This window comes from Shewanella algicola (assembly GCF_014648035.1).
In the GTDB taxonomy this organism is placed as follows: Bacteria; Pseudomonadota; Gammaproteobacteria; order Enterobacterales; family Shewanellaceae; genus Shewanella; species Shewanella algicola.
The window spans coordinates 12,534-27,644 of record NZ_BMQI01000058.1 but is presented as its reverse complement, the minus strand read 5'-3'; the positions used below and the strand labels follow the sequence as shown (position 1 = coordinate 27,644).

General features: G+C 45.5%; 15 protein-coding genes. 5 read left to right on the top strand and 10 right to left on the bottom strand.

The features are described from left to right. Positions 1-37: 37 nt before the first annotated feature. The 4 genes from IEY42_RS18895 to IEY42_RS18880 form a co-directional block, all read right to left on the bottom strand. Positions 38-454, bottom strand: a complete 417-nt coding sequence (locus IEY42_RS18895) for a hypothetical protein (RefSeq protein ID WP_229780177.1) — start codon at positions 452-454, stop codon at positions 38-40. Further along, a complete protein-coding gene (locus IEY42_RS18890) occupies positions 454-1,188 on the bottom strand; it encodes a response regulator transcription factor (protein ID WP_188926839.1) in 735 nt (244 codons plus the stop codon). The genes IEY42_RS18895 and IEY42_RS18890 overlap by 1 nt, the downstream gene beginning before the upstream one ends. A gap of 83 nt (positions 1,189-1,271) precedes the next feature. Beyond that, positions 1,272-1,991: a spondin domain-containing protein gene (locus IEY42_RS18885; RefSeq protein WP_188926838.1), complete on the bottom strand. Its 720-nt coding sequence runs from the start codon at positions 1,989-1,991 to the stop codon at positions 1,272-1,274. 11 nt (positions 1,992-2,002) lie between these two features. Continuing rightward, positions 2,003-2,704, bottom strand: a complete 702-nt coding sequence (locus IEY42_RS18880) for a spondin domain-containing protein (RefSeq protein ID WP_188926837.1) — start codon at positions 2,702-2,704, stop codon at positions 2,003-2,005. A gap of 144 nt (positions 2,705-2,848) precedes the next feature. Here IEY42_RS18880 and IEY42_RS18875 point away from each other — a divergent pair, with 144 nt between their 5' ends. Together IEY42_RS18875 and IEY42_RS18870 are read left to right on the top strand one after the other, a co-directional pair. Next, positions 2,849-3,400 carry a GNAT family N-acetyltransferase gene (locus IEY42_RS18875; protein ID WP_188926836.1) on the top strand — a complete coding sequence of 184 codons (552 nt, stop codon included), beginning with the start codon at positions 2,849-2,851 and terminating at the stop codon, positions 3,398-3,400. Between the two features lie 36 nt (positions 3,401-3,436). After that, entirely contained in the window at positions 3,437-4,777 is a 1,341-nt protein-coding gene (locus IEY42_RS18870) for an NAD(P)/FAD-dependent oxidoreductase (RefSeq protein WP_188926835.1), read from the top strand. A 34-nt stretch (positions 4,778-4,811) separates the two neighbouring features. On the opposite strand, the gene nhaC is transcribed toward IEY42_RS18870, so the two are convergent. From nhaC to purH, 4 genes are all read right to left on the bottom strand, one after another. Continuing rightward, on the bottom strand, positions 4,812-6,311 hold the full coding sequence (gene nhaC / locus IEY42_RS18865) for a Na+/H+ antiporter NhaC (RefSeq protein WP_188926834.1): 1,500 nt from the start codon (positions 6,309-6,311) through the stop codon (positions 4,812-4,814). A gap of 372 nt (positions 6,312-6,683) precedes the next feature. Further along, positions 6,684-6,908, bottom strand: a complete 225-nt coding sequence (locus IEY42_RS18860) for a hypothetical protein (protein ID WP_188926833.1) — start codon at positions 6,906-6,908, stop codon at positions 6,684-6,686. Between the two features lie 353 nt (positions 6,909-7,261). Further along, complete coding sequence (gene purD, locus IEY42_RS18855) at positions 7,262-8,563, bottom strand: phosphoribosylamine--glycine ligase (RefSeq protein WP_188926832.1); 1,302 nt, start codon at positions 8,561-8,563, stop codon at positions 7,262-7,264. A gap of 86 nt (positions 8,564-8,649) precedes the next feature. Beyond that, a complete protein-coding gene (gene purH / locus IEY42_RS18850) occupies positions 8,650-10,239 on the bottom strand; it encodes a bifunctional phosphoribosylaminoimidazolecarboxamide formyltransferase/IMP cyclohydrolase (RefSeq protein ID WP_188926831.1) in 1,590 nt (529 codons plus the stop codon). A gap of 317 nt (positions 10,240-10,556) precedes the next feature. On the opposite strand from purH, the gene zntR reads away from it, so the two are divergent. After that, positions 10,557-11,018, top strand: a complete 462-nt coding sequence (zntR, locus tag IEY42_RS18845) for a Zn(2+)-responsive transcriptional regulator (protein ID WP_188926830.1) — start codon at positions 10,557-10,559, stop codon at positions 11,016-11,018. Positions 11,019-11,020: 2 nt separating this feature from the next. Next, positions 11,021-12,436 (top strand): SO_0444 family Cu/Zn efflux transporter, encoded by a 1,416-nt coding sequence (locus IEY42_RS18840; protein ID WP_188926829.1) that lies wholly within the window; start codon positions 11,021-11,023, stop codon positions 12,434-12,436. Between the two features lie 183 nt (positions 12,437-12,619). Here the strand turns inward: IEY42_RS18840 and IEY42_RS22620 are convergent, their stop codons facing one another. Together IEY42_RS22620 and IEY42_RS18835 are read right to left on the bottom strand one after the other, a co-directional pair. Beyond that, the gene (locus IEY42_RS22620) at positions 12,620-12,742 is read right to left on the bottom strand and encodes a hypothetical protein (protein WP_261731830.1); all 123 of its coding nucleotides are present in this window, start codon (positions 12,740-12,742) and stop codon (positions 12,620-12,622) included. 241 nt (positions 12,743-12,983) lie between these two features. Then, positions 12,984-13,919, bottom strand: a complete 936-nt coding sequence (locus IEY42_RS18835) for a LysR family transcriptional regulator (protein ID WP_188926828.1) — start codon at positions 13,917-13,919, stop codon at positions 12,984-12,986. Positions 13,920-14,015: 96 nt separating this feature from the next. Between IEY42_RS18835 and IEY42_RS18830 the strand changes: the two genes are divergently transcribed. Then, on the top strand, positions 14,016-15,110 hold the full coding sequence (locus IEY42_RS18830) for an HlyD family secretion protein (RefSeq protein WP_188926827.1): 1,095 nt from the start codon (positions 14,016-14,018) through the stop codon (positions 15,108-15,110). The last annotated feature ends 1 nt before the right edge of the window (position 15,111 follow it).

Below are 15,111 nucleotides of genomic sequence, written 5' to 3'. Positions count from 1 at the left end.
CCAAAAAAGCCTTGGGTGAGCAGAGTATTACCTTGACTCACCGGGAGCGTCCATATATGTCTTCACTACGCGGATCGGTGCCCAGCACTGGCAGGTTTTCGCCGGTTAAAAACTGCTGAATAATATTGGTATCAACGCGGTGAGTTTTGATTTTTTCATCTTTGGCATCATAGGCAACGACGTTGCCATTAGGGTCTAGAGTGTAAATTTCAAAACTTGGGCCTAACAGCATAAAGTCGTGAAAAGCTTCTTTAAGCGCAGCGTCAGAGGTAATCCCTTGCGACAATAGCGGGTTAATGTGAGCCATGTGTTCGGCCAGCTCACGGTGCAGTGATTGTTGTATTTGATTGCGGCTAAATTCATGGTTGAGTTGCAACCATTGCCACAAGGCGACAAATAACAACAATACAATCAGTGTAGCGGCCAAAAATAGTCGGTTGAATAAACGATTCATTAGTGGGTTTGCACCTCTGGTGGTGAAAATTTATAACCCACGCCCCATACGGTTTTCACTAAGTCGTGTTCGGGTGAGCACTGCGATAATTTATTGCGTAATCGGTTGATATGGCTATTCACTGTGTGCTCGTAACCGTCGTAGTTATAACCCCATACCGCTTCGAGTAATTGCATACGGCTAAAGACTTGTAGCGGGTGTTTGGCTAAAAACAGCAGTAAATCAAACTCGCGGGCGGTGAGTGTCAGTGCTTTGTTAAATGCGGTGACTTCTCGGGTGCTGGAGTTAATGGTGACGCTGTTAAATTCAATTTGTTGAGTTTGCTCTTGCTGGGCTTTACCGCGTCTTAGTAAGGCTTTTACGCGTGCGCGAAGTTCTAATACGCTAAAGGGTTTCACCAGATAATCATCGGCTCCGGCCTCAAGCCCTAATACCACATCAGCTTCTGAGTCTTTAGCAGTTAATAGCATCAGCGGGACTTCCTTACCTGCTTGGCGTAATTGTTCGCACAACATAATGCCGTCACCATCGGGGAGCATGCGGTCCAATAAAATTAAATCGAGCTTTTTATGCTCAATAATCTGCATGGCTTGCTTTAATGTAGTGGCGTGGTCGACGTGATAATTGAGTGCTTTGAGGTTAAGAATGAGTAATTTAGCCAGGTCTTGTTCATCTTCTACCAGCAAAATATGTTGCGTGCAGGCATGACCGCTATGTTTAGTGGTTCCATTCATGTTGAGTTCCTCAAAGCAAGTCCAGTTTTGACATTAATAACTAGACCTGCCTTGAGGCGAATAAATTTCAGCTTGGTTGAAATTTATTCAGTTCTGGTAATGGTGACGGCTAATACTGGGTTATCAAACCGATGCGAAACATCCAGTACTGAGTCGGCTAAACCGTCATACATTGAAATCACCCCAGGGTGAATATGAACAAAGTCGACATCATCACGCGCGGCATTAAAACCTTCGCCGCCATCTGCTGGGCCTGGCATAGTGCCTTTGGCTTCGCTGTTGGCTTCGGTGCCCGCATCATAAGCCATAAACTTCATTGAGCTTGAGGCGTCGACTTGCATACCCGCAATGCTGTAGCTGTTTACGCCGGTAAAGGCGTCGTTAGTGTTAACCAACATAGTCGTCAGGCTCACACTGGCGACGTCGGCTTCATCTAATGTGAGCGTGAGTGTTTCACTCATGCCGGGCATGATAAGCCCCGCACCATTAACACTGCTAGTAATCACTGCTAATGCGGCTATATCTGCCGTATCGCCACCTTCAGCCATTTTTTCTATCGCTTCGCTTGCCATTTCACCGGCGTTCCATAACATCGCATCGCTAGCATGAGCGGCTAAAATTACTGGAGACATGGGTTGGTTAGCCGTCAGGTTAGTGACCGTGACCGTGAAGGTTTGCATCACAGCTGCTGGCGGAGTCTCGTCAACAGTGTCATTGTCGTCATCATCACACGCGGTTAATAAGATGGTCGCTGCCAACATGGCCAGTAAACTGGGCTTTAATGTAAAGTCAGTGAGTTTCATGGGCTACCTCCTTATTTAACTGTTACCACAACTTTGGCAACAGGATTCAACCAGCGGTGTACGCGGCTGTCTAGGTCACTCATGCCACCAGCAGGGTCCATGTCGCCTAATACGCCAGGATGAGTATGCACGTAACTGTTGTCGCTATTGTCCATCACGCCAGTACCGTTAGTCCCACCATCGCCGCCAGGTGCTGCAGGAATGCCCGGTACTCCAGACATGCCGCCACCATTAATGATTTCATCATTGGCTTCGGTGCCAGCATCATACGCATTAACGTACATAGTATAAGTGCCGGCTTCTGTTGGAATTTCCCAGCCATCTAGCCCAACAAAGGCATCGTTGGTGGGTAATACCATGGCAACAATCGATAAATGCGTGTTATCGCCGGTATCTAACATCACATCGCTGACACTCATGCCAGCGGCTAATAATCCCATTGCTGGGTTGGCCGATGTGACGCCCGCATTACCGGTAACCGCGGTATCTAAATCGGTAATATCGCCACCTTCGGCCATTTTTTGTAATGCTGCTGAGGCTTCGGTACCTACTTGAAACAGATGGCTGTCAGCGTCGTGAGCCGCGATTAAAAGAGGGGTGAAGTGATTTCCGTGAGTTAAATTGGTCACGCTAACTTCAATATCCGCTGCTAAAGTTGGAAGGCTAAATAATCCAGCAGCCATAAGACTTGCAGTCACTAATGTACGTTTCATAACCGAGCTCCTTTTGTTTAATTGCATCCAGTATGCGGCAGGAGTTTCACCAGGTTATTGCCAAATTATCACAAAAGTTTAACATCGTAGCTGGCTATATTGGCGTGTGCTAAAGTGTGCTGAAACAGACAAGAATATAAGATTATGATTAGAGAATTGACCCACGCTGACTTTGACGCAGTGGTTGCTTTAGGCGAAATTGTTCACGGCAGTGGTTATATGGACATTGATGAACTCACGGCGATTTATTACAAAGGCATTAAACATGGTATTAACGCCAATTTTGTCGCAATTGAAAACGATCAGCTAATTGGTTTTAGATTAACCTATGCCGCTGGGCAATGGCCTCAAGATCAATGGTGCACGGTAGATAAGTGGGGTATTGCATTTGAGGATGTGTGTTATTTCAAGTCAAACACCATTGCAGAATCTGCCCGTGGAAAAGGTCTCGGCGGACTGTTATTGGCGGCCTCTAAAACGGCAGTGATTGCCCAAGGGGCTAAAGCGGGAGTGAGTCATTTGTGGCAACAAAGCCCCAATAATGCGGCGGTGCGTTATTTTACTAAAGCGGGCGGAAAATTAATTGCCCAACATCCGCAGCGCTGGCACCAACGTTACATGGGCGAAGAGTATATGTGCGTTATTTGCGATCACGACTGCCACTGTGTCGCTTGTGAAATGCTGTTAGTTTTTTAGTCGGGTTTACTCATTTAATATAATAAGAAGAATAATATGTACGATCCGCTGGTAAATTCTCATCCTAACAATCAACCTTTTGCGCCAAGCTATTGGGCGACGACACAGGCATTAGGCGAATCAACAGCCGCATTATCTGGCAGCCAGCAAACCGATGTGGCGATTATTGGTGGCGGTTACACAGGCTTGCTAACAGCATATTACTTAGCAACCGAATTCAATATAGATTGTCATGTGTTAGAGGCTAACCAAATTGGCTTTGGTGCGAGTGCTCGTAATGCTGGGTTTGTGTTAAAAGGCTCAGGCCGGTTAGGGTATGCCGCCATGACTCAGCGTTGGGACTTAGCCACCACCAAAGGCATTTATGATGAGTTTACCCAAGCTGTCGCACGTGTCGATGGCTTAATTCAACAACACAATATTGCCTGTGAGCCGCAAGAAGCCGGCTATTTAAAAGTTGCTCATAATCCAAAAGCGCTGGTCACACTGCAAAATGCGGCTCAGTATATTCAACAGCATCTGGCAAATAGCCAAGACAGCGGCGCTGAGTTTATCTCTAGCCACGATTTTCGAGCCCAGTATTTAGATCATCATCAAGCCTATGGCGCTTTACGCTTAAAAGACGGTTTTGGTCTTAATCCGCTTAAATTATTACTCGGTTATAAGGACATGGTACAAGCCCAAGGCGTTACGATTTCTGAACAATCTTGTGTTGTAGAGTGGCTGGAAGAGGGCGGTAAGCATCGTTTAATCACCGCTAACGGAGAGTTGATTGCCAATAAGGTGATTATGGCGGGCAATGCCTACACGCCAAAGCGCTTTAATCAGCGTATAGATGACAAGTTTTTACCGATACTAAGCAATGTGATTGTTACCGAGCCGCTCACGGCGCAAGAGCTGGCACAAGCTGGTTTGCATACGCATCAAGTCACCATGGACACGCGTATTTTAAAATATTATTACCGCTTACTGCCAGACAACCGTTTACTGTTTGGTGGCCGTGGTGCCGTGTGGGGCAAAGATGCGGCAAACCCTGTGTATGGTGAGCGCTTAAGAATTGCGCTTAATAAGTGTTTTCCGAACTTATCAAGCAAAGCGATTGCCTATAACTGGACCGGATGGATTGCTGCTGCGATGGACGATATGCCTCATGTGTATAGTCAAGGTGGCGTAGGGTACAGCTTAGGATATTGCGGTGCGGGCGTGTCGTTTAGCAGTCAAGCGGCGTATCGATTAGCACAAAGCATTGCCGGTGAAACGTTGCCTAACCTGCCTTTATATCAGCAAGCGTTGCCGAAATTCCCCTTTACCCAAGCAAGGCGCCTTGGGCAATGGGGTTATTATCATTATGGTTGGTTAAAGGACCGCCTTGGTTAACCTGCTATTTCTAGGTGAGTAGACGACATCTTAGTTAACCGACGACTTCGCCAGTGCTTATTTTGGTTTCGTCTAATGGTTCGATTTTGAAGTTGAAATAGGCATAAGTGGCACTTATAAATGGACACACCAAGTTAAAGAAGGCGTAGGGCAGGTAGGCAATGGTTGCCACGCCTAAGGTGCTGGCCATAAAGGCGCCACAGGTATTCCAGGGCACTAATGGGCTGGTGACTGTTGCAGAGTCTTCTAATGAGCGACTCAAATTAATCGCGGCTAATTTACGGCGAGTGTATTCAACCTTCAGCATTCGACCTGGCAGTACAATAGCAATGTATTGGTCGGCGGTAATGATGTTAGCGCCAATACACACCCCAATGGTGGTAATGATCAGGCTGGTGGTACCGCTCACTACGGTAAGAATGCTTTCTAAAATACGATTTAATAATCCAGTGACTTCCATTACACCGCCAAATGCCATGGCGCATAAAATTAACCACACAGTGGTCACCATGTTGCTCATGCCGCCTCGGCTTAATAGGCTGTCTAATACTTCATCACCCGTGTTGGCAACGTAACCGTCAAACATGGCAATCCACAATCCTTTTACCAGTGCAACTACCGGTACGAGTGTGTCGTCGTGAACAAAAGCGATAACGTTATCAAATTGAAACAGTGCCGCACATGCAGCGCCGGCAAGTGTGCCTAATATTACCGTGGGAAAAGCAGGCATTCTGCGGTTAGCTAAATACAACACCACTAATAATGGAATGAGTAAATGCAGCCCAGGGCTGTAGGTTTTGTCTAATAGCGCCAGAGTGTCGGTAAGTTGGTTCTCAATTGGGGTGGCATCTGCGGTTAAGCCTAAAAAAGTAAAGCCGATAAGGGCAATAATAATGCTTGGAACCGTAGTCCAGGTCATGTGGCGAATATGGCTAAAAATATTGGTACCTGCCACAGCTGGTGCCAGGTTGGTGGTGTCAGACATAGGAGACATTTTATCGCCAAAATAAGCTCCACTGATGATGGCGCCGGCGGTAATGTTCACGTCTAAGCCCATTGCTGACGAAATGCCCACTAACGCGATACCGAGCGTACCGGCAACTGTCCAGGAGCTGCCAATACTTAACGCCACTATCGCGCACAATAAACAACAAGCGGTATAGAAATAATCGGGATTAAGAATTTGCATGCCGTAATAAATCATCGTTGGCACAGTGCCTGCTAAAATCCAGGTTCCAATGAGTGAGCCCACGCTGAACAAAATTAACAGCGCGCCTGTGGCAACCCCGATACTTTTAACAATACCGCGCTCCATTTGGTTCCAGCTGTAGCCATTTTTAAAGCCAATCACCATGGCGATACACGCCGCTAACACTAACGCTATTTGGTTAGCGCCTGAGGAGCTGTCGGATGAAAACAGATATACTGCAGCCCCCAGCATGATAATGAGTGCAAAAACGGGAATAAGCGCATCGAGTAATGTGGGTTGCTTATGGTTAGATGGCGACGGTTTTGAAGACGCGGCTTGAGACATACGATTTCCTTTATAATTATTATTTTGACCAATATCTCATTCGTGTGAGCTGGTTTAATGCTTTTTTAATAACTTGGTAACGAATTTGCAAGATGTCACATCCTGACAAAAAAAGGCCAATAAGTCGAATATTGTTATCGCGATCAAATGATTTGAATGAATGGCATTAAGTGGCGTTGGTAGGCGTTGTGCTTGGTTTGTTACTCGGTTTGGTTAAATGTACTGATATTGATTGGTTGCTCGCATAAGCATCCGCTAAGGGTATATGGTGGAACCAGTGATACCCTTGCTAGGATCTCTCACTTTACTCAGTCTGATGAACGATGTGAGTGCGCGATATGAGTGCGCGATATGAGTGCGCGATATGAGTAGTTACTTGGGGTGATTGAGGTGGTTAACTATGGCGCTTTCAGCATCTGCTTTGTTGGTTTTACCTTTCGCAGGGGGAGTGTCAATCATCGCACTGTGGCCTGTCACATCTTCGGCAATATGTAACCAATCTGGATGCCAATAAAAAGTGGCACCTTCTAATGTATTCCAACCATGCACGCCTGATTTTTCCCCTTTGTAGATAAGGTCTTTGATAGAGTATGACATTGTGTCCTCCCAAAATGATTTATAAGGCTTGGTAATGTTCAGCAATCAGATTGATAAACACTATCCAATTCGTTTTATATTAGGGTGCACCTCATATTGTACTATTTTTGTGATCTAGATCATATAAAGTGGTGTTTATGAACAAGGTGAATGATGTTTAACCTTTGGCGTTAATTGAAATATTAAGCTTGCAGGTCAGTCTTGGCTGGGACGTTATGATCATAATGCAAGAGGGGGTTAGTGTTTATTGGGTTCACATGGCATTAAAGAGATTTGATGGTCGTATAAATAAACACTCCCTACGATGATGCCATCGAAGGGAGTATTTTACGATAAAAAAATAAGCGAATGGCTTACGCTTTACCTTGCTCACGCGCAATGGCGCGGTAAGCAATATCGGTACGGAAATAAACGTCATCCCAATGGATGGCATCTACTAAATCGTAAGCGGCTTGTTGGGCTTCGGTTACCGTGTTACCTAATGCGGTAGCGCATAATACACGGCCTCCGTTAGTCACAACGTGGCCGTCTTTCATCTCGGTGCCGGCATGGAATACTTTGCCGTTTACATCGCCAAGCGTTAAGCCGTCAATCACATCGCCTTTATGGTAGGCATCTGGATAACCGCCTGCGGCCATCACCACACCGACTGCTGCACGAGAGTCGAACTCTGCGGTGACTTTGTCTAACTCACCACGAGTGGCTGCCAGGCAAAGCTCAACAATGTCAGACTGTAAACGCATCATAATCGGTTGGGTTTCTGGGTCGCCAAAGCGGCAGTTGTATTCAAGCACTTTAGCGCTACCATCTGGCGCAATCATTAGGCCAGCATATAAAAAGCCAGTGTAAACATTGCCTTCTGCCGCCATGCCATCAACGGTTGGGCGGATAACATTGGCAATCGTCCAGTCGTGCACCGTTTGCGTTACAACCGGCGCTGGAGAGTATGCACCCATGCCACCCGTGTTAGGGCCGTAATCGCCGTTGTCGCGTGCTTTATGGTCTTGGCTGGTGGCCATGGCAAGAATGTTTTTGCCGTCTACCATTACGATAAAGCTGGCTTCTTCGCCTTTTAAAAATTCTTCAATCACCACGCGTGAACCCGCATCACCAAACTTATTACCGGCAAGCATGTCATCAATGGCGGCATCGGCCTGGGCTTGATCGGCGGCGATAATCACGCCTTTACCAGCAGCTAAACCGTCGGCTTTAATCACAACAGGGAAACCCGTTTTAGCGGTTAATGTAGCCGCGTAAGCTTTAGCGGGGGCAATCTCAGTGAAGTTTGAGTAGTCAGCCGTTGGAATGTTGTGACGGGCTAAAAAGTCTTTAGTGAACGCTTTTGACGATTCAAGCTGCGCCGCGCCTTTGGTTGGGCCAAAAATAGGCAAACCAGCAGCATTAAAAGCATCGACAATGCCTAATGATAATGGCACTTCAGGTCCGACAATGGTTATCTCAATTTTGTTGTCTTGAGCAAACTTAACTAAATCAGCAATGGCTTCAACTTGAATGGCCACATTTTGTAATTTTGGCTCTAAAGAGGTTCCTGCATTACCAGGTGCAACAAACACTTTTGTAACTTGAGCAGACTGAGCCGCTTTCCAGGCTAAAGCATGTTCACGACCGCCACCGCCAATAATAAGTACCTGCATCTTTATTCACCTTTTTAATAAACTAAATAATATGATTCTTTAAACGAAAAAAGCAGCCAAAGAAGGCTGCTTGTTTCAAGTGGAATTTAGTGGCGGAAGTGACGCATGCCAGTAAATACCATGGCCATACCGTGCTCATCTGCCGCGGCGATGATTTCTTCATCGCGAATAGAGCCACCCGGTTGAATGATGCAGCTAATCCCCGCAGCCGCTGCAGCATCGATGCCGTCGCGGAATGGGAAGAAAGCGTCAGATGCCATCACTGAGTTTTCAACCACTAAACCTTCATCGGCAGCTTTAATGCCAGCAATTTTCGCTGAGTAAACGCGGCTCATTTGACCTGCGCCGACACCGATTGTCATGCCATCTTTGGCGTAAACAATGGCGTTAGATTTAACAAACTTGGCCACTTTCCAGCAGAACATTAAGTCTTTTAATTCATCAGCAGTTGGTTGACGTTTAGACACCACTTTAACGTCGTCTAAGTTAACCATGCCTTGATCGCGATCTTGTACTAACAGGCCGCCATTGACGCGTTTGTAATCTAGGGTAGTGGTTTTGCTCGCCCACTCACCACACTCAAGTAAACGCACATTCACTTTAGCGGCAACGATGTCACGTGCTTCTTGGCTAACCGTTGGCGCGATAATCACTTCAACAAACTGGCGGTCAACAATGGCCTGGGCCGTTTGTGCATCTAACTCCTGGTTAAACGCAATGATGCCACCAAACGCTGATGTAGGGTCTGTTTTGAATGCACGGTCATAGGCTTCTAATAAGGTAGCGCCTAATGCCACTCCGCAAGGGTTAGCGTGTTTAACGATAACGCAGGCTGGGCCTTCAAACTCTTTAACGCATTCAAGTGCAGCGTCTGTGTCGGCGATATTGTTGTAAGACAATGCTTTGCCTTGTAACTGAATCGCGCTGGCCACTGAAGCTTCATCAATTTTCGCATCAACATAAAATGCGGCTTGTTGGTGGCTGTTTTCACCATAGCGTAAATCTTGCTTTTTGATGAATTGCGAATTGAACGTACGTGGGAATGTAGAGTCGTCGTGGCACTCATCTTTACTGTGTGCTGGCACCATAGTACCAAAGTAGTTGGCGATCATTCCGTCGTAAGCAGCGGTGTGCTCAAAGGCCGCAATGGCAAGGTCAAAGCGTGTTTCTAGCGTAGTGCTGCCATTATTGGCTTGCATCTCAGCAATCACGCGACCGTAGTCTTTTGTGTTAACCACAATCGTGGTGTCTTTGTGGTTTTTGGCGGTTGAGCGCACCATGGTTGGGCCACCAATGTCGATGTTCTCAACAGCGTCGGCTAAGGTGCAACCTGGCTTAGCCACAGTTTCAGCAAATGGGTATAAGTTAACAGCCACTAAATCGATAGGGTTAATGGCATTTTGTTCCATTACTACTTCGTCAATGCCGCGACGGGCTAAAATGCCGCCGTGAATTTTTGGGTGCAAGGTTTTAACACGACCATCCATAATTTCTGGGTGACCTGTGTAGTCAGAAACTTCAATTACCGGGATATTATTGTCTGCAAGTAGCTTTGCAGTACCGCCCGTTGATAAGAGTTCAACACCTTGTGCATGCAGCGCTTGTGCAAACTCAAGGATTCCAGTTTTATCTGATACGCTTAATAGCGCGCGACGAATTGGTCTGACATTATTCATGTAGGTACAGGGTCCACTAGTTTGATTTTAAGGATCTTTCGTAAAACAGAATTGTCTCAAGTCTGTTTTACCAAAGTCCCTCATGATGTTGCGATAACACGACTAGATGACTGTCTTATGATCAGGCGGGCGTATTTTATCGTAAACCGCATGTATTGGGTGTTTTTTCTGTGTGATTTCACAATATTGAAATGAGAACAAAGATAATCAAAAATAAACCATAACTAACCCTTGACCTTGGATTAAACTCTAAGGTTTATACTTAAGATAGTTTCAGAGACTTTTAGCTGAATCACTTTTTGAGTTGAGGTTAAATTATGTATCGAATAGGCGAGCTTGCTGCCTTGTACGACATCAAGGCTGACACATTACGGTTTTATGAAAAACATGGGCTGTTGTCTCCTTCGAGTCGCTCAGATTCAGGCTATCGATTATATAATCAAGATGACTCTGAAAGGTTGAAGTTTATCTTGCGCGCTAAAGCGGTGGGTTTTTCGCTTAATGACATTGCCGATTTATTGTCTATTGAAGTGGACAAGTCAAACCGAGCCTGTGCAGAAGTGAAAGGCTTGGTTGACACTAAGCTTGAACAGGTTGAAGCTAAGTTAGCGGAGTTACAACATTTTGCGACGTCGTTAAAGAGCTTATCGAACACCTGTTGCGGCGGCCCCGATAGCGCTGAACATTGCTCGATACTCGAAGCGTTAGAGTCATCGGAGCAACATATTATTGCCAAAAAAGAACAGCATCACTTTTCTCATTCAGGTCATAAGGATTAATTATGTTATTGACCAATTTTATGCACTTATTTTTAGAGTCCGCCCCGTGGTTATTATTGGGGTTGGTGTTAGCCGGGTTACTTAAAGTATTTGTGCCAATGGCATGGATGCACAAGCAACTAGGTGGGCACGGAATGAAAACCGTGGTTAAAGCCGCAATGTTAGGCGCACCTTTGCCTTTATGCTCGTGTGGTGTGATTCCTGCTGCGGTGGGTTTACGTCGTGCTGGCGCTTCAAAAGCCGCGACGACTTCTTTTTTAGTGTCGACACCTGAAACTGGTGTTGATTCGATTACCGTATCTTACGTGTTGCTGGGCCCGTTTATGGCCATAGTGCGTCCCATTGCAGCTATTACAAGCGCGATTGTGGCGGGGCTGTTGGTGGGGCGCGATGACGATGATGGTGTGCCTACAACTGTTAAGGCTCAATCAGATAGCAGTGCAACGACTAAAGTTGAATCATCTTGCTGTGCAAGTAAAAAGACCAGTCCATCAAGCCCGTCTCAAGCTGCTTCAAATACCCGCGACAGCAATGCTGATACTGTGCAGCATGCTGGGGTGAAAATGACCGCCGTTAAAGCAGAGTCAGTATTAAGTCCTATGGCCTCAGCCAACGTGTTGAGTGCTGAACAAGCGCCAAAACAAAGCAGTTGTTGTGCGAGTAAAGCTGATACCCCACCTAAAGAGGTGAAATCAAGCTGTTGCAGCAGCAAAGCCGAGCCAGAGGTCGCCGCAACAAGCAGTTGCTGTGCATCAACATCTGTGAAAGCAGAACATGCTGAAAATAGTGAAGAAGCCAGCTGCTGCGCGTCAACTCAAGACATCGCAACCGAGCTAAAGCAAAACAGTGTATTCAGCCGAGTATTATCTGGTTTGCATTATGCCGCGACTGATTTAGTGAGAGACACTACCCTGTGGTTGTTGGTCGGACTGTTCTTTGCCGCCTTGGTGCAGACTTACGTACCTGCCGACTTTTTGGTGAAGTGGGGCGACGGCATTTTAGCCATGTTAGTCATGGTGCTTGTGTCTATTCCTATGTATATCTGTGCTACAGCCTCAACACCTATTGCGGCTGGACTGTTATTAGCTGGTGTATCTCCTGGTGCAGTATTGGTATTTATGATGGCAGGTCCAGCGACTAATATCGCGACATTGGGTGTGGTCACTAAAGAGTTAGGCAAGCGCGCGCTTTACGGTTATTTAGGCGGTGTCATTGGTGTATCTTTAGCCTTTGGTGTGTTGGTTAATTATTTAGTCGACACCTTTGGCTTTAAAGTGATGCCACAAATTGGCGAAGAGCACGCATTATTACCGCAAGGTGTGGTAGCGGTATCAGGTATTGTGTTGGCTATCTTAATGGCGAAAGTGTTGTGGGATATGATCCCAAAAGGCAATAAAGAGAAAAGCTGTTGCTCGTAATTAGCCTGACTGATGGCAGGATATCGAAACCGGCAACCAAATTATCCATGGCATCAATAAGTCGCTTAGCTGTTAAAATGGGTGTTAAACACTTATTCTAATTAGCCTAACGCTTAACAACAAAATACCGAGCAAATTGCTCGGTATTTTTTTATCTTGGTAATAACTTAAGTGATATCGGTTTTATTTACCTTTAATAACTGAGGTTGCTGGGGCTTTTTTCGCTTGCTTCACTGCACGCTTTTCTTTTAACGTCAGTTGCGGCTGTTTCTTCGACTCTTTAGCGTTATTACGTTCTTTGCTCATGTTATTTACTCCGTGTATGCGCTGGGCTTGGTTCACTCTGTAAAAATTTTAAACAATTATTTGAATCACAATATCAAGTATAACTTATGCGAATAGAGCGTTGAAATTAGCATCCTGTCGTGGCTAAGTTAAATCGATACTAGCACCAAGTTGCACAAAAATATCTACCATAGATATAGATTATTTAGTGCTAATTGTAGATTACAAAAGTATAAAGATGTGCCCACAATGCAGTGATTTATTAACGTGATTTAACATCAATAAAGTCGGGGACCTCTAATACATTTTCGCCCCAATTTTCAAAGAGTGCAGCGTAAAGGAACTCGATAAAAACGATATACTTACGTGGCATGTATACTCGCTGAGGAAAACTTAAGGTCACTTTAGTTTGTGCCATTGGAAAATCTTCTAAAATCGGCCTCAGTCGCTGGTTCGTAATGGCCTCTTGGGCGATGATTACTGGCACGGCAGTGATGCCGAGTCCTTCGATGGCCGCTTCTCGCGCAAACGTGACGTTATTTACTTTCAGTTGCGCGGGCGGATCCAAATCGACCCATTGTTTACCATCAAATATCCGCCAGCCACCATTGATGTGCGCCGATTGCAATTTTATAGCTGTGTGGTCCATTAAATCTTGTGGGACTTTTGGTGTGCCGTAACGTTTAAGGTAGTCGGGGCTGGCCATCAGTTGTCTATTGGCGATAACCAATGAGTAACTCTGTAACTTAGGGTCGAGAACCTCTGTTATTTGGAACAGAAAATCCACTCCTTCTTCAATCACATCGACTTTACGGTTAGTTAATTCAGCATCAATAGTGATGTTTGGGTAAGCAGCAAGAAAGCGCGCGAAAATACGCCCAAGAAATAATTGCCCCAATTCGATAGGACAAATGATTTTTAAATTGCCTTTAATGTCTTGCTGGCTGGCACTTAATAAGTCTTCTGCGCTTTGTAAATCTTGCAAAATTTTATTAATACGATGGTAATAACTCGATCCCGCTTCGGTGAGCTTTAATGCCCGCGTAGTGCGAAATAATAGCTGCACACCCACATCGGCTTCTAATTCGGCAACCTTACGACTCACTGTCGCTTTGGTTATTCCTAGGGCTTTTGCGGCGCCGGTAAAACTGCCTTGTTCTACCACTTGCGAGAATATTTGAACACGATTGAGATCCATATTGTTACACCTGTGGAACAGTGGGTTGAGTTTTAGCTATCTAATAAATTACACGAAACAGTAGTAAAATATAAGGCTATAAATTAGGAGCTCAGCATGTCTATTAATAAACGTTTTATTTTTGTGCCAGGTATTATTCTAGCGCTCGTTATCGCAGGCGTTTATTGGTGGTTACAGGTGCGCTTTATTGAGTCGACCGATAACGCATACGTTGAAACCGATATTTCAAGCATTAGCGTCAAAGTACCGGGGTATATTGTGCAATCGACGGTGATAGACAATCAGCACGTCAATCAAGGTGAGGTGCTGGCACAGCTTGAAGACAGTCAGTTTGTCGCGCTTGTGGCTCAAAGTCAGGCAGTGCTGGCCAGTTCGCAAGCCAATTTACAGACGCTGGCGGCGAAAGTGGATTTACAACAAGCCTTAATTAATCAGGCCAAAGCAGCTGTGGTGGCATCGCAATCTGATCAGTTAATTGCTCAGCAACAATTAGCGCGCTCGCAAAAACTAAAAGTAAGCAATTACAGTTCGCAAAATGATGTTGATCAACTGCAAGCTAATTTTGATTCAGCTTCGGCGCATGTTGATGAAGCGCAAGCGGCATTAGTGGCAAAGCAACGTGAATTGTCGGTTTTTAATGCCCAATTATTAGAAGCTCAAGCTGACGTTGACCAGGCGCAAGCCAGCCTTGAATTAGCCAATATTCAATTAGCCGACACCCAAATTACTGCGCCATTTTCAGGCATTATAGGTAAGCGTGGGGCGTTAGTTGGCCAGTATGTGCAACCCGGGCAAGCGTTATTTAGTTTAGTGCCCGACTCTCAGGTATGGATAACTGCTAATTTTAAAGAGACTCAAATTGAACATATGCAACCTGGTCAAGCCGTTAAAGTTAAATTAGATGCCTACCCTGATGAAGAATTTACCGGTTTTATTGACAGCTTAGCGCCTGCTTCAGGCTCTAAATTTAGTTTGTTGCCAGCTGAAAATGCCACCGGTAATTTTACTAAGATTGTGCAGCGTATTCCGGTGCGGATCCGTATTGAGAATAAGTACGCGGCAAATACCCCAATGCGTATATTACCTGGGTTGAGCGCCGTAGTTAAGGTTGATACTGAGAGTGCAACACAAGCACATGCTACAGCTAAAGCGACCTTTAACGCTAAGACCACTGTCACTGCAGGACGTTAAT

Excerpts from the sequence above, each read along its gene's own strand:
- IEY42_RS18895 (WP_229780177.1), bottom strand. The coding sequence starts at position 454 with ATGAATCGTTTATTCAACCGACTATTTTTGGCCGCTACACTGATTGTA.
- IEY42_RS18890 (WP_188926839.1), bottom strand. The coding sequence starts at position 1,188 with ATGAATGGAACCACTAAACATAGCGGTCATGCCTGCACGCAACATATT.
- IEY42_RS18885 (WP_188926838.1), bottom strand. The coding sequence starts at position 1,991 with ATGAAACTCACTGACTTTACATTAAAGCCCAGTTTACTGGCCATGTTG.
- IEY42_RS18880 (WP_188926837.1), bottom strand. The coding sequence starts at position 2,704 with ATGAAACGTACATTAGTGACTGCAAGTCTTATGGCTGCTGGATTATTT.
- IEY42_RS18875 (WP_188926836.1), top strand. The coding sequence starts at position 2,849 with ATGATTAGAGAATTGACCCACGCTGACTTTGACGCAGTGGTTGCTTTA.
- IEY42_RS18870 (WP_188926835.1), top strand. The coding sequence starts at position 3,437 with ATGTACGATCCGCTGGTAAATTCTCATCCTAACAATCAACCTTTTGCG.
- nhaC (WP_188926834.1), bottom strand. The coding sequence starts at position 6,311 with ATGTCTCAAGCCGCGTCTTCAAAACCGTCGCCATCTAACCATAAGCAA.
- IEY42_RS18860 (WP_188926833.1), bottom strand. The coding sequence starts at position 6,908 with ATGTCATACTCTATCAAAGACCTTATCTACAAAGGGGAAAAATCAGGC.
- purD (WP_188926832.1), bottom strand. The coding sequence starts at position 8,563 with ATGCAGGTACTTATTATTGGCGGTGGCGGTCGTGAACATGCTTTAGCC.
- purH (WP_188926831.1), bottom strand. The coding sequence starts at position 10,239 with ATGAATAATGTCAGACCAATTCGTCGCGCGCTATTAAGCGTATCAGAT.
- zntR (WP_188926830.1), top strand. The coding sequence starts at position 10,557 with ATGTATCGAATAGGCGAGCTTGCTGCCTTGTACGACATCAAGGCTGAC.
- IEY42_RS18840 (WP_188926829.1), top strand. The coding sequence starts at position 11,021 with ATGTTATTGACCAATTTTATGCACTTATTTTTAGAGTCCGCCCCGTGG.
- IEY42_RS22620 (WP_261731830.1), bottom strand. The coding sequence starts at position 12,742 with ATGAGCAAAGAACGTAATAACGCTAAAGAGTCGAAGAAACAGCCGCAA.
- IEY42_RS18835 (WP_188926828.1), bottom strand. The coding sequence starts at position 13,919 with ATGGATCTCAATCGTGTTCAAATATTCTCGCAAGTGGTAGAACAAGGC.
- IEY42_RS18830 (WP_188926827.1), top strand. The coding sequence starts at position 14,016 with ATGTCTATTAATAAACGTTTTATTTTTGTGCCAGGTATTATTCTAGCG.